Raw genomic sequence first — 13261 nt, 5'->3', positions numbered from 1 at the left:
GTTCGGGAAAACGCCTGGCGTGACCCCACGCATCGAGGACTACGCCCTGATCGGCGATCTCCAGACCGCCGCGCTCGTCGGCAGGAACGGTTCTGTCGACTGGCTCTGCCTGCCCCGCTTCGATTCCGGCGCCTGCTTCGCCGCCCTGCTCGGCACCGAGGAGAACGGCCACTGGCGCATCGCGCCCAAGGGGGCCAACGCCTCGGACGCCTGCACCCGGCGCGGGTACGCGGGTGACTCCCTGGTCCTGGAGACGTACTGGGAGACGCGGACCGGCACGGTGAAGGTCATCGACTTCATGCCGCAGCGCGACAAGTCGCCGGACCTGATCCGGATCGTCGAGGGCGTCAGCGGCAGCGTCGACATGAGTTCGGTGCTGCGGCTGCGCTTCGACTTCGGTTCGGTGGTGCCCTGGGTGCGGCGTTCGCACGGCCACCGGGTGGCGGTCGCCGGTCCCGACTCCGTGTGGCTGCGCAGCGAACCGCCGGTCAAGACGTGGGGCCAGCAGTTCAGCACCTGCTCCTCGTTCACCGTCGCCGAGGGCGAGAGCGTGGCGTTCGTGCTGACCTGGCACCCCTCGCACTCCCCGCGCCCGAAGCTGATCGACCCGCACAAGGCGCTCAAGCACACCCTCCACGACTGGGCGAAGTGGACCGACGCCTGTACCTACGAAGGCCCCTACCGCGAGGCCGTGATGCGGTCCCTGATCACCCTGAAGGCGCTGACGTACGGCCCGACGGGCGGCATCGTGGCGGCCCCGACCACCTCCCTGCCGGAGGAGATCGGCGGCGTACGGAACTGGGACTACCGCTTCTGCTGGCTGCGGGACGCCACGCTGACGCTCGGGGCGATGGTCTCGGCCGGCTATCTGGAGGAGGCGGAGGCCTGGCGGGACTGGCTGCTGCGAGCCGTCGCCGGGGACCCGGCCGACCTCCAGATCATGTACGGACTGGCGGGCGAGCGAAGGCTGCCCGAGTCGGAGCTGCCCTGGCTCGCCGGGTACGAGCACTCCCGGCCGGTGCGCACCGGCAACGCCGCGGTCCGTCAGCGTCAGCTCGATGTGTACGGCGAGGTCATCGACGCGCTCCGGCTCGCCCGCGTCGCCGGTCTCGGCGACAAGCCGCACGCCTGGAACCTCCAGCTCAGCCTGCTCGGCTTCCTGGAGTCGACCTGGCGCGAGCCCGACGAGGGCCTGTGGGAGATCCGCGGCGCCCGGCGGCACTTCGTGCACTCCAAGGTGATGGCCTGGGTCGCCGCCGACCGGGCGGTGCGCTCGCTGGAGGAGAACCCCGAACTGCCCGGCGACGCGGAGCGCTGGCGGGCGATGCGGGACGCGGTGCACGCCGAGGTCTGCGAGAAGGGGTACGACCCCGAGCGGAACACCTTCACCCAGTCCTACGGGTCACGGGAGCTGGACGCCTCGACGCTGCTCATCGTGCGGACCGGCTTCCTGCCGCCGGAGGACCCGCGGGTGATCGGCACGGTGGACGCGGTCCGCGCCGAGCTGGGCAGCGACGGGCTGGTCCGCCGCTACAGCACCCAGGGCGTCTCCGTGGACGGACTGCCGGGCGACGAGGGCGCGTTCCTCGCCTGCTCGTTCTGGCTGGTGGACGCGTTGCAGCGGATCGGCAGGCCGGACGAGGCGCGGGAGCTGTTCGAGCATCTGCTGGGGCTGCGCAACGACGTGGGCCTGCTGGCCGAGGAGTACGACGTGGCGGCGGGACGGCAGCTGGGCAACTTCCCCCAGGCCTTCAGCCATGTCGGGCTGGTGAACTCCGCTGTCGACCTGGCCGGGGAGGACCCGGCAGGATAGGGCCATGGATCTTGGACTGAAGGACCGCGTCTACATCGTCACCGGAGCGACCCGGGGCCTCGGCAACGCCACGGCCCGCTCGTTGGCCGCCGACGGCGCGAAACTGATCATCACCGGCCGGGACGAGAAGTCCGTCGCGGAGGCCGCCGCCGAGCTGGGCCCGGACGCGGTCGGGCTCGCCGCCGACAACGCCGACCCGAGCGCCGCCCAGCGCTTGGTGGACACGGCGCGGGAACGCTTCGGACGGCTCGACGGCATCCTCATCAGCGTCGGCGGGCCCGCCCCCGGCTTCCTCGCGGACAACACGGACGACCAGTGGCAGACGGCGTTCGAGACGGTGTTCCTGGGAGCGGTACGCCTCGCCCGGACGGCCGCGGCCGCGCTCGGCGAGGGCGGCGTGATCGGCTTCGTGCTCTCCGGATCGGTCCATGAGCCGATCGCGGGGCTGACCATCTCCAACGGACTGCGACCCGGTCTCGCCGGTTTCGCCAAGTCGCTGGCCGACGAGCTGGGCCCGCGCGGCATCCGGGTGGTGGGCGTGCTGCCGGCCCGGATCGACACCGACCGGGTCCGCGAACTGGACGCCCTGTCCGGCGACGCGGAGGCCGCCCGCACCGCGAACGAGGCGCGGATTCCGCTGCGGCGCTACGGGACGCCCGAGGAGTTCGGGAAGACCGCGGCCTTCCTGCTCTCCCCCGCCGCCTCGTACCTGACGGGCGTCATGGTCCCGGTCGACGGCGGATCACGGCACGGCTTCTGACCCGCCCCCACCGCTCCGCAGGTGCCTCACAGGGCCGTCAGGACACCCGCTCCGCGCGGTGCTTGACGGCCCTGATGCGCACCTCGGCGGGGAGCCCGTCCAGACCGGCCGAGTCGCGTGCGTGCGCCAGCGCCCCGTCGGCGACCGCGTTCAGCGTGCCCAGGGGTGCGGCGTGCGGTTCCATCAGCAGGCGGACCCGGGCCCGGGGCGCGGTGCGGCGGCCGGTCAGCATCGCCTGGGCGCGGGCCACTCCGTCCAGTGTTTCCGCCTCCCCGGCGAGGACGCCCTCCAGGGCGCGGCCCCGCACTTGTGCCCCTTCGCCGTCGCCGCTGTCCACCAGTACGTCGGCGAGCCGGCCGCGGCGGAGCTGGGCGAGGAACCACCACAGGGCGAGGATCACGAGGACGGCCAGGACGGCGATCACCGTGGGCCACCACCAGCCCTCGTCGCGCCAGCGCTGCCGGTCGGCCGTGCTCAGCAGCACGTCGGTCTTGCCGTCCCAGGGCCACCAGGACGGCACGGAGGCGCCGAGGCCGGCGGCGAGCACCGCTCCGCCGACGACGACCAGCACCAGCCCGGCCAGGGCCAGCAGGACCCGGTTGACGGTGGAGCGCATGGGGCTCATCCCTTCTTCGCCGGTCGGTGCACCTCGACGGAGAGGGCCGGCGGACGCGCCAGACCCAGCTCCCGTAGGGCCTTCTCCAGTACGGCGTCCAGGTCGGTCCGCACGTCGTCGAGCTCCCGGAAGTGGGAGAGCGCGCGCACCTTCGCCTTCCGCCGTCCCATCCTGACCCGCACGGACTGCACGCCGGACACCTCCACGGACCGGTCCCGCAGGACCAGTGCGGCGGCGGTGCGGTCGAGTCCGGCCCGGACCTCGGCGCGGTCACGACGCATCGGCAGCAGGTCGCGCAGTCCGGGGGTGAGGGCGAGCAGGATCAGCCAGAGGCCGATCAGTGCCGCGACGCCGGCCCCGATGAGCACCGCGACGTCGTCCAGCCGCTGTTCGGCCAGTCCGTCGGCGAGGGAGCGACGCCACCGCATGGCCGGGTGGCCGGCCCGTACGGCGGCGACGTCGTAGAGCAGCAGCCCGGCACCGCCCAGGAGTACGAGGGCCAGCAGGGCGGCCGGGACGCGGCGGGCGGACCAGAAGCGGCCGGCGGCGCTGTCGCCCCGCTCCAGGGTGGGGACCGGTTCGCGGGCGTCGGCCGATGTGTCCGGGGCCCGCGGGACCGTGTCGCCGTCGCCCTGTCCCACGGTGGGCATCCGCCGGGTGGAGCCGGTCGGTTCACCGGGTTCGGTCATCGGATTCTCCCCTGTGCGGCGGCGCTCGCTCCGGCGGGGTGCAGCCGTTCGACCTGCACGGCCACCTCGGGCACCTCCATGCCTGCCAGTGCCTTGACGCGCTGGGCGACCCGGCGGCGTACGGCACCGCACTGGCGGCCGATGTCGCTGGGGTAGCCGAGCTCCAGGCTGACGCGGACCCGGGCGGCGTCGCGGTGCACGGTGACCGTGGCTCGCGGCGACGCCCCGTCCGCGGGTGGTTCGTCGACCGCCTCCTTCGCCGCCTGGGCGGCGATCTTGGCGACGACGCGGTCGGCGATCCGGGTCTCGCCCCGTATCGCGGCGGCGACCCGGCCGGTCACCTCCGTCACCGTCACCGTCGCCGGTCGCCGCGCTCGCGACTCCGGAAGAAGTCGCCGGGCTCCAGGTCGCCGTCCAGGAAGCGGCCGGCGATGAAGCCGACCGCGCCCAGCGCGGCCACCAGTACGAAGGCTCCGAACCCGCCGAAATACCCGGCGAACCCGAGCGCCATGCCGGCCAACAGGCCGGCGACAGCCATGCTCATCGTGTCTCTCTCCTCAACTGCCGTGCGACGGAGGTGCGGAAGGGCTACTGGAGACGCTGATCGTCGTTGCCGTCGTCATCGTCGTCCTCATCGGGCAACTTGACGTCGCTGACGGCGATATTGACCTCGACGACCTCGAGGCCGGTCATGCGCTCCACCGCCGCGATGACGTTCTCGCGTACGTCGCGGGCCACGTCGGAGATCGCCACGCCGTAGTCGACGACGATCTCCAGATCGAGGGCAGTCTGCGACTCGCCGACCTCGGCCTTGACCCCGCGGGTGACGGACTTGCCGCCGCCGGGGACCCGGTCGCGGACCGCGCCGAACGTCCGGGACAGGCCGCTGCCCATCGCGTGGACGCCGACCACATCGCGTGCCGCCATCCCGGCGATCTTCTCGACGACGCCGTCGGCGATGGTGGTGCGGCCCCGGGTACCCGGGTCGCCGCCGCCGCGCTTGCTCAGCGGTGTCCTCTCACCGGACCCGCTGTCGGGGTTGTTGCGCTGGGAGCTCTCAGTCATCGCCGGCCTTCCCTTCGGGACTGGTTTGGACTTCCTTGCCCACGTTAAGTGCGCTTTCCCCATCCCGCGTCGTGGATACGGCAGTCTGGGGTGATGACGACGGCACGGGGCCCGCAGAGGGTCGACGGATGGACCGCTTCGGTACGGCAACGGCTGGGTCTGGGCAGGCTGCTGCCGCTGGGCGGTCCCGCGGACGGCGCGTGGATCGCGGAGACGGCCGCCGCGTCGGTGCTGCACGAGGCGGCGGCCCTCCCCGGGACGGTGCTGGGGAAACTGCGGATCGGTCCGACGGAGGAGGCCCTGGAGGCGGCTGTGGCCGGGGGTGGCCCCGACGCGTCACCGGACCCGGCGGCCCCGGCGCCACCCCCGGCGCCGCCGAGCGCACTGCCGCCGGGGCCGCTGCGGATCGAGGCGGAGTTCTCCACCACCCCGGACCGGCCGCTGCCCGACACCGCGGCGGCCCTGCGCGCGGCGCTGCTCACGGCAGCCGCCGCCCGGCTGGGTCTGGAGGTCGCCGAGGTGGACCTGACGGTCACGGCATTGCTGGAGGACGGTGCGACCGATCAGGTGACGGCCGCCGGGACGGCGCCGCCGGCCCCGGGCGTGAAGCCGGAGGGACCGGTGGCGACGGCTGCCGCCGGGGTGCCGGGGGTCGTCTCGCTGACCCGGGTCCTGGGCGGCCCGGTGCACACCTCCCACGACCATGTGCGGGTCGAGGTGGCGACGGCCGGGGACCACCGGGCGCTGGACGTCGCCCGGTCGGTGCGCACGGCGGTGGCGGCGGCCGCCGAGGAGCGGCTGCCGGTGTCGGTGCTGGTCACGCAGGTGGTCAGTCGGTGATGCCCGCCAGGTCGCGGAGCCGGCGGCCCTGGGCGGCCCGCTCGGCGACGCGCTGCTCCTCGTAGCCGCGCGAGAGCGCGCCGGCGAGGAGGGCCTTGGTCTCGACGACGGCGTCACGCGGCGCCGCCACCAGGGCCCCGGCCAGGTCGCGGGCGGCCGCGTCGAGCTGGTCGGCGGGGACCACGAGGTTGGCGAGGCCGGTGCGCTCCGCCTCCTCGGCGTGCACGAAGCGGCCGGTGGCGCAGATTTCGAGCGCGCGGGCGTACCCCACGAGGTGCACCAGCGGGTGGGTGCCCGTGAGGTCGGGAACGAGACCGAGGCTGGTCTCACGCATGGCGAACTGCACGTCCTCGGCGACGATCCGCAGATCGCAGGCGAGGGCGAGCTGGAAGCCTGCGCCGATGGCATGGCCCTGGACCGTCGCGATCGACACGAGGTCGTTGCGGCGCCACCAGGTGAACGCCTCCTGGTACTCGGCGATGGTCGCGTCGAGCTCGGCCTCCGGGCCGCGCGCCATGTCGAGGAACGACGGCTCGCCGTCGAAGCCCTCGGGAGTGAAGGCCTGCCGGTCGAGACCCGCGGAGAAGGACATGCCCTCGCCGCGGAGCACCACGACCCGCACCGTGCCGGGCAGCGCCCGTCCGGCCTCGGTCAACGCCCGCCACAGAGCGGGAGACTGAGCGTTGCGCTTGGCCGGGTTGGTGAGCGTCACCGTGGCAACGGCGTCGTCGACGGTGAGCCGTACGCCGTCCTTGTCGAGCACAGTGTCGAGCGAGGTCATGGGGCGCCTCCGGATGGGGTGCAGTCAGCACTCGGTATGAAGTGACTGAACAGTAACCACCCGGGCGACCTTGCGGTCAGCCGGGTGGTCACCCCGAATTCCGTTGGACCCACATGACGTCGAATGACGCCGAAGACACCGAAAACGCAGAGGCCTCAGGCCGAAGCGGCCTTCTTGCCCCGTGTCGCGCCGCCGCGTCCTCGCAGCGTCACTCCGGATTCACTGAGCATCCGGTGGACGAACCCGTAGGAGCGGCCGGTTTCCTCGGCCAGCGCCCGGATGCTCGCACCGGAGTCGTACTTCTTCTTCAGGTCTGCCGCGAGCTTGTCACGCGCGGCGCCGGTTACCCGGCTGCCCTTCTTCAGAGTCTCGGCCACCCGTGCCTCCTCATGGGAAGTGCGCTCTGGACTCTCATGATCACCCCTCCCGCGCTTCCTGGCCACCCATTCGGCAAGGTCGGTGCGAGCGGTTTCCCGGACGCGAAGCGCGTCAGCACGATCGGAATCCCCGATTCCCCATGGCGCGCGAGGGCGCGCGGCCCGGGCCGGCAAGAGAACAGCCAGGTCAGGGCCGTACGGGGAAGAGTGGCCGGAAAGGGGGCGCACGACGGGTGAGCGCCGGGCGCACCACCGGAGTACGAGACGTCCTCACGCAGATGATGGATCACGCGTAGGCCGAATGATCTATCCCCGGTGGATCAGGCGAGGGCGACGAGGTCGCGGTAGTCCGCTCCCCAGAGGTCCTCGACGCCGTCCGGGAGCAGGATGATCCGCTCCGGCTGGAGCGCCTCGACGGCGCCCTCGTCGTGGGTGACGAGGACGACCGCGCCCTTGTAGGTGCGCAGCGCGCCGAGGATCTCCTCGCGGCTGGCGGGGTCGAGGTTGTTCGTCGGCTCGTCGAGCAGGAGCACGTTGGCGGAGGAGACGACCAGGGTCGCGAGGGCGAGCCGGGTCTTCTCGCCACCGGAGAGCACGCCCGCGGGCTTGTCGACGTCGTCGCCGGAGAAGAGGAAGGAGCCGAGCGTCTTGCGGACGGCCACGAGGTCGAGGTCGGGTGCGGCGGAACGCATGTTCTCCAGGACCGTGCGCTCCGGGTCGAGGGTCTCGTGCTCCTGGGCGTAGTACCCGAGCTTGAGCCCGTGTCCCTCGATGATCTGGCCGGTGTCGGGCTTCTCGGCGCCGCCGAGCAGGCGGAGCAGCGTGGTCTTGCCGGCGCCGTTGAGGCCGAGGATGACGACGCGGGAACCCTTGTCGATGGCGAGGTCGACGTCGGTGAAGATCTCCAGCGAGCCGTACGACTTGGAGAGGCCCTCCGCCATCAGCGGGGTCTTGCCGCAGGGCGAGGGGTCGGGGAAGCGCAGCTTGGCGACCTTGTCGGAGACCCGGACGGCCTCCAGGCCCGAGAGCAGCCGGTCGGCGCGCTTGGCCATGTTCTGGGCGGCGACGGTCTTGGTGGCCTTGGCGCGCATCTTGTCGGCCTGCGCGTTGAGGGTCGCGGCCTTCTTCTCGGCGTTCTGGCGCTCGCGCTTGCGGCGCTTCTCGTCGGCCTCGCGCTGCTGCTGGTAGAGCTTCCAGCCCATGTTGTAGACGTCGATCTGGGAGCGGTTGGCGTCGAGGTAGAACACCTTGTTGACGACCGTCTCGACCAGGTCGACATCGTGGGAGATCACGACGAACCCACCGCGGTAGGACTTGAGGTAGTCGCGCAGCCAGACGATGGAGTCGGCGTCGAGGTGGTTGGTAGGTTCGTCCAGGAGCAGGGTGTCGGCGTCCGAGAAGAGGATCCGGGCCAGTTCGACGCGGCGGCGCTGACCGCCGGAGAGTGTGTGCAGCGGCTGGCCGAGGACCCGGTCGGGCAGGCTGAGCGCGGCGGCGATGGTGGCGGCCTCGGCCTCGGCGGCGTACCCGCCCTTGGTGAGGAACTCCGTCTCCAGGCGCTCGTACTTCTTCATCGCCTTCTCGCGGGTGGCACCCTGTCCGTTCGCCATCCGGTCCTCGTTCTCGCGCATCTTGCGCAGGATCGCGTCCAGGCCGCGGGCGGAGAGGATGCGGTCGCGGGCGAGGATGTCGAGGTCGCCGGTGCGCGGGTCCTGCGGGAGGTAGCCCACCTCGCCGGACTTGGTGATGGTGCCCCCGGCGGGGGTGCCCTCGCCGGCGAGGCACTTGGTGAGGGTGGTCTTGCCCGCTCCGTTGCGGCCGACGAGGCCGATGCGGTCGCCCTTGGCGATACGGAAGGAAGCGGATTCGATGAGGATACGGGCGCCGGCGCGCAGCTCGATGCCGGAAGCGGTGATCACGGAAAAACTCCAGGGCAGTATGGACGGCGGAGGGACGAGGGCGGAGGTCTCTCGACGCCGCTAATGCACAAGGAGGAAGGCCATACGGCCCATTCTACTGGCGGTACGCAACTTCTTTTCCGCGTGCCCGTCGGAACGAACCGGCCGATACTCGGCGCAGGGCGGCATCCCGTCGCCCACCCGAGCCCGAGGGTGGTGCGACCGTGCAGTTCGACGACGACGCCGATCTGGACACCTCCGAGGTCCAGGATGTCCGCGGCAGCCGGATCCCGGGCGGGAAGGCGACCGTGGGCGGCGGCATCGCCGGGGTGATCGCCCTGATCCTGGGCCTGCTCTTCGGCGTCGGGCCCGATCAGCTCGGGCTCACCTCGGACGGTGCGGACCCCGCGGCGACCTCGTCGTCGGCCGGGCAGGTGCGGGAGAGCTGCCTCAAGGGGCAGGACGCGAACAGCCGGGCGGACTGCCGGACGGTCGCGGTGGTCAACAGCGTGCAGGACTTCTGGCGACAGGAGTTCGAGCGGCGCGACGCCTCCTACACGGCCGCTCAGACGGTCCTGTTCAGCCAGCGGGTGAACACCGCGTGCGGGGCCGCCACCTCGGCGGTCGGGCCGTTCTACTGCCCCGGCGACCGGAAGGTCTATCTGGACCTCGGGTTCTTCGACGACCTGCGGACGAAGTTCGGCTCCAGCGGCGGACCGTTCGCCCAGGCGTACGTCGTGGCGCACGAGTACGGCCACCATGTGCAGAACCAGCTGGGCACGCTGGCCCGGTCGCAGGACGGGCGGCAGGGCGAGTACAGCAACGCGGTGAAGGTGGAGCTGCAGGCCGACTGTTACGCCGGGGTCTGGGCGCACCACGCCACGACGACGCCGGACGAATCGACGGGCCGGCCGCTGATCACGGAGCTGACCCGGGCGGACGTCCGGGACGGGCTGGACGCGGCGGCGGCGGTCGGCGACGACCGGATCCAGGAGAGGTACCGGGGCCGGGTCACCCCGGAGTCGTGGACGCACGGTTCGGCCGCGCAGCGGCAGCAGTGGTTCTCCACCGGGTTCCGCACGGGCGACATGGCCCGTTGTGACACCTTCTCCTGATCCGGACCCGCCCGAGCTGCGGGAACGCCTCCCGGGAGGGCATTGTCAGTGCCCGGTGGAAGACTGAGACGCAGATCACATCAGAGTGGTCCGGACAGCGGAAGCGACACCGGGAGAGGTGAGTGCGATGACAGGCGGGGCGAGCGGCGTTCCCACGATCTACCCGACGATCCTGTACGACGACGCGAAGGCCGCGATCAGAACGCTGACGCAGGGCCTCGGCTTCACCGAGGAGGCGGTCTACGAAGGGGAGAACGGCAGTGTGCTGCATGCCGAGCTGTCCTTGGGCAACGGCAGGGTGATGCTCGGCTCCAAGGGGCGCGAGGGACTGTTCGCGCAGGCGATGACGGGCGCGGGCCCGGCGGGGGTGTACGTGGTGGTCGACGAGGTGGACGAGCACTGCGCCCGGGCCAAGGAGTTCGGCGTGGAGATCCTCATGGAGCCGACCGACCAGGACTACGGCTCCCGGGACTACATGGCGCGGGACGCCGAGGGCAACGTGTGGAGCTTCGGAACGTACGCCCCGGGGTCCGGCTGAGCGGGCTGAGCGGACCCCGGCGGCGGGTCGGGCTTGCGCGCGGGGCCCCGGGGGGCGCCCGGGGCCGCGGGTCAGGCTCCTCCGGTGTGCACCTGGAAGGCGGCCCGGCGGACCGCCTTGGCCAGGGCCGGGTCCGGGTGGGCCGCGGCCAGGGCCACCAGGACCTGCACGGTGCGCGGATGGCCGACGGCCCTGACCTCGTCGAGCAGGGCCGGGACGGTGCCCTGGACGGCGGAGTCGAGGTGGCGGACCAGCAGCCCGGTCTCGCCGTGGTCGGCGACGGCCGCAGCGGTGTCGACCCAGAGCCAGGTGGCCTCCTCGCGACTGAGGACGTCCTGGGCGTCGTCCGGGTCGTTGCCCTCGTACTCGGCGAGCCAGAGCAGCGCGTAGGGCCGCAGCGAGGGTTCGGCGAGCACGGCGCGGACCTCGGGTTCGGCGGGGGCGCCGACGACCCTCAGCGCCTCGAAGGCCAGTCCGCGCAGCAGCGCGTCCTCGCCCCGGGCGACGGCCAGCAGCTCGGCGACGGCGCTGCCGACGGTGCGGGCGGCGAGCCAGGCGCGGTATTCGGCGCGGGCCGGGCCGGGGGTGAGCCGGGCGCACCCGAGGAGCATGTCGGCGGCGGACTGCTCGATGTTCCCGGCCGGGCTCTGGGCGGCGACGCAGATCTGTTCCAGCTTGACCCAGACCGCCCAGTTGCCGAGCGGGGTGAGGGTGGCGTGCCCTTTGCCGAGCGTCAGCGCACCGACGGCGGCGAGGCCCTCCAGGGCCCAGTCGAGCAGCAGGGCGTTGAGGTCGGCGCTCCGGGCGGGTCCGGCGCCGTTCTCGGCCGCCGCTGCCCGGGCGGGGGGCTCCGCCGGGGCGGCGGGCGTGGTTCTGCCGGGTCCCAGGGGCACTTCGCAGCGCTCCTCCCGGAGTTCGGCGACGCGCTGGCCGAGGAGGTCCAGCAGGGCGGGGACGGTGACGGGTCCCGCGGAGAGCTGGAGGAGGGAGAGCACCTGGGGCACGGCCTCGACGGCTTCGGCGACCGCCCCCGCCTCGATGTCCGCGGGTGCGGCGTGGACGAGCGACCATGCGTCGAAGAGCGCCACCCAGCCGCGCAGGACGGCGGAGTCGTCCCGGTCCCAGGCGCGCAGCCGCCAGCCGGGGCGGGCGGTGTCGCCGTGCAGCTCGATCAGTCCGGCCAGCCGGGCCCGGTCCCAGCCGGCGCGGATCTGGGCCGGGGAGAGTTCCAGAGCGGCGGCCGCCCGTTCGAGGGCGTGGGCCGCGAGCGGGGCGGCGGTGCCCGGGCCCGGCGTGCCCGCCGCCCAGTGGGCGATGCGTACGGCGTCGGCGAGGACCGCCCTGGCCTGGCGCGCCAGTTCCGTCCGGGGCGGGCTGCCCTCGGGGGGCCGGGGAGCCGGCCTGGTTCGCCGGGTCGTCACGGCCTTGCGGGCGGTGGCGAGGGGTCGCGGGCGGACAAGTCGCAGCCTGGAGTCGCGCGGAGTACGGGACGTCACGGGAGCAGTCTTGCCCCTGACGGCCCGAAAGCCCAAACGGAAGGCGTTTCACCGGTACGGGAAAGGTTCCCCCGGTGCGGCGGCAAGCGGGAGAGTTCACCCCATCGGCTCACATCAGGGGCGTGAGGAAGCGTCGCAGGGTCTCCTCGTAGCGGGCCGGGCCGGCGTTCCACATCGACGCATGCGGAGCCTGCGGTACGGCGTGGAGGCTGACCAGGTCCGGGCGGAGGGCGGCGAGCTCGCGGGAGGCGTCCCAGGGGGCGATGGTGTCGTCCGGGCCGTGCAGGATCAGGGTCGGGGTGCGCAGGGAGGCGGGCGCCGAGGTCTCCAGCAGCGGAGCGGCGTTCATCCCGGTCCTGCCCTGGGCGGCGCGGACGGCGAGCGGCAGCAGGGCGGCCGGGACGCCGCGGGCCGCGGCCAGGGCGCGCAGGGTGAGGGCCCAGTCCAGCACCGGGGAGTCGAGGACGAGGCCGCTGATCCGGTCGCGGAGCGGGGACTCGACCGCGGCGTACAGGGCCATGGTGGCGCCGGTGGACCAGCCGTGGACGATCACGTCGCGGGCCCCGTGGCGCAGGGCCCAGCGGAGGGCGGCGTCGAGATCGCGCCACTCGGAGGCGCCGAAGTGGCCGAGGCCGTCCGCGGGGCGGGGGGCTCCGGGGTCGCCCCGGTAGGCGAGGTCGAGCACCGGGAAGCTCTGTTCGCGCAGGAAACCCATCAGGTTCATGGGGTGGGCCCGGGTGGTGCCGAGGCCGTGCACGGTGATGACCCAGGTGTCGCGGGCGCCGGGGACGTACCAGGCGGGCAGGGTTCCCAGCTCGCCGGGGATCTCGACCTCCTGGTGGTCCAGGCCGAGGTCGCCGCCCGGGTCACCGTCGTACAGCGCGGGGGTGAGCCGCACTTTCGCGCCCGGTTCGAGGAGTCCCCGGCCGACGCTCTCCAGCCTGCGGACGACGGTGTCGGCGGCCTGGGAGGCCCCTTCGACGACGGGCCCGACGACCGCGTGGACGCCGGGTCCGGACAGGCCGTAGGTGCCGGGCCTGAGCGCCGAGAAGGACCGGGTCAGGGTGACCTGTCCGGCCGCCGTGGCGTGCACGGTGAGTCTGCGGTCGGCGGGGAGGGGACGTCCGGGCGCCGCTTTGAGGGCGACGTCGCTGGCGTACCGGCCGGCGGCGACCGCTGTCGCACCGACGCCGAGGATCGTGGTGACGGCCGTTGCCGTCGCGGTTACCGGGCGCACTGCTTCAGTGTCGTGGGGCGGGAGGCGGGCTGCCAG

15 protein-coding genes are annotated in these 13261 nt (G+C 72.9%); 5 read left to right on the top strand and 10 right to left on the bottom strand.

Annotated elements, in window-relative coordinates:
* Positions 1–19: 19 nt before the first annotated feature.
* Together HET64_RS08750 and HET64_RS08745 are read left to right on the top strand one after the other, a co-directional pair.
* Positions 20–1813: a glycoside hydrolase family 15 protein gene (locus HET64_RS08750; protein WP_215103490.1), complete on the top strand. Its 1794-nt coding sequence runs from the start codon at positions 20–22 to the stop codon at positions 1811–1813.
* A gap of 4 nt (positions 1814–1817) precedes the next feature.
* A complete protein-coding gene (locus HET64_RS08745) occupies positions 1818–2573 on the top strand; it encodes an SDR family oxidoreductase (protein ID WP_215103489.1) in 756 nt (251 codons plus the stop codon).
* Positions 2574–2610: 37 nt separating this feature from the next.
* Here the strand turns inward: HET64_RS08745 and amaP are convergent, their stop codons facing one another.
* The 5 genes from amaP to HET64_RS08720 are packed head-to-tail and all read right to left on the bottom strand — an operon-like array spanning position 2611 to position 4943.
* Positions 2611–3189 (bottom strand): alkaline shock response membrane anchor protein AmaP, encoded by a 579-nt coding sequence (gene amaP / locus HET64_RS08740; protein ID WP_215103488.1) that lies wholly within the window; start codon positions 3187–3189, stop codon positions 2611–2613.
* Between the two features lie 5 nt (positions 3190–3194).
* Positions 3195–3878 (bottom strand): DUF6286 domain-containing protein, encoded by a 684-nt coding sequence (locus tag HET64_RS08735; RefSeq protein WP_215103487.1) that lies wholly within the window; start codon positions 3876–3878, stop codon positions 3195–3197.
* Entirely contained in the window at positions 3875–4228 is a 354-nt protein-coding gene (locus HET64_RS08730) for a hypothetical protein (protein ID WP_215103486.1), read from the bottom strand. The genes HET64_RS08735 and HET64_RS08730 overlap by 4 nt, the downstream gene beginning before the upstream one ends.
* Before the next feature lie 2 nt (positions 4229–4230).
* Complete coding sequence (locus HET64_RS08725; RefSeq protein WP_012381448.1) at positions 4231–4422, bottom strand: hypothetical protein; 192 nt, start codon at positions 4420–4422, stop codon at positions 4231–4233.
* Between the two features lie 44 nt (positions 4423–4466).
* Positions 4467–4943, bottom strand: coding sequence for an Asp23/Gls24 family envelope stress response protein (locus HET64_RS08720; protein ID WP_215103485.1), 477 nt, complete (start codon positions 4941–4943; stop codon positions 4467–4469).
* 93 nt (positions 4944–5036) lie between these two features.
* Between HET64_RS08720 and HET64_RS08715 the strand changes: the two genes are divergently transcribed.
* Positions 5037–5783, top strand: coding sequence for a hypothetical protein (locus HET64_RS08715; RefSeq protein ID WP_215103484.1), 747 nt, complete (start codon positions 5037–5039; stop codon positions 5781–5783).
* Here the strand turns inward: HET64_RS08715 and HET64_RS08710 are convergent.
* From HET64_RS08710 to HET64_RS08700, 3 genes are all read right to left on the bottom strand, one after another.
* Positions 5773–6564: an enoyl-CoA hydratase/isomerase family protein gene (locus HET64_RS08710; protein WP_215103483.1), complete on the bottom strand. Its 792-nt coding sequence runs from the start codon at positions 6562–6564 to the stop codon at positions 5773–5775. The two genes, HET64_RS08715 and HET64_RS08710, sit on opposite strands and share 11 nt — an antisense overlap.
* A gap of 155 nt (positions 6565–6719) precedes the next feature.
* On the bottom strand, positions 6720–6941 hold the full coding sequence (locus tag HET64_RS08705; protein WP_006123601.1) for a helix-turn-helix domain-containing protein: 222 nt from the start codon (positions 6939–6941) through the stop codon (positions 6720–6722).
* 320 nt (positions 6942–7261) lie between these two features.
* The gene (locus HET64_RS08700; protein WP_215103482.1) at positions 7262–8860 is read right to left on the bottom strand and encodes an ABC-F family ATP-binding cassette domain-containing protein; all 1599 of its coding nucleotides are present in this window, start codon (positions 8858–8860) and stop codon (positions 7262–7264) included.
* A 203-nt stretch (positions 8861–9063) separates the two neighbouring features.
* Here HET64_RS08700 and HET64_RS08695 point away from each other — a divergent pair, with 203 nt between their 5' ends.
* On the top strand, positions 9064–9954 hold the full coding sequence (locus HET64_RS08695; protein WP_215103481.1) for a neutral zinc metallopeptidase: 891 nt from the start codon (positions 9064–9066) through the stop codon (positions 9952–9954).
* A 127-nt stretch (positions 9955–10081) separates the two neighbouring features.
* A complete protein-coding gene (locus HET64_RS08690; protein WP_215103480.1) occupies positions 10082–10492 on the top strand; it encodes a VOC family protein in 411 nt (136 codons plus the stop codon).
* Positions 10493–10563: 71 nt separating this feature from the next.
* Here the strand turns inward: HET64_RS08690 and HET64_RS08685 are convergent, their stop codons facing one another.
* Complete coding sequence (locus HET64_RS08685) at positions 10564–11913, bottom strand: hypothetical protein (protein ID WP_215103517.1); 1350 nt, start codon at positions 11911–11913, stop codon at positions 10564–10566.
* A 184-nt stretch (positions 11914–12097) separates the two neighbouring features.
* Complete coding sequence (locus HET64_RS08680) at positions 12098–13225, bottom strand: S9 family peptidase (protein WP_215103516.1); 1128 nt, start codon at positions 13223–13225, stop codon at positions 12098–12100.
* Positions 13226–13261: the final 36 nt, after the last annotated feature.

This window comes from Streptomyces sp. McG3 (assembly GCF_018619185.1).
In the GTDB taxonomy this organism is placed as follows: domain Bacteria; phylum Actinomycetota; class Actinomycetes; order Streptomycetales; family Streptomycetaceae; genus Streptomyces.
Note: the sequence above shows the minus strand (reverse complement) of the source record. Positions and strands in the feature narration are given on the sequence as shown.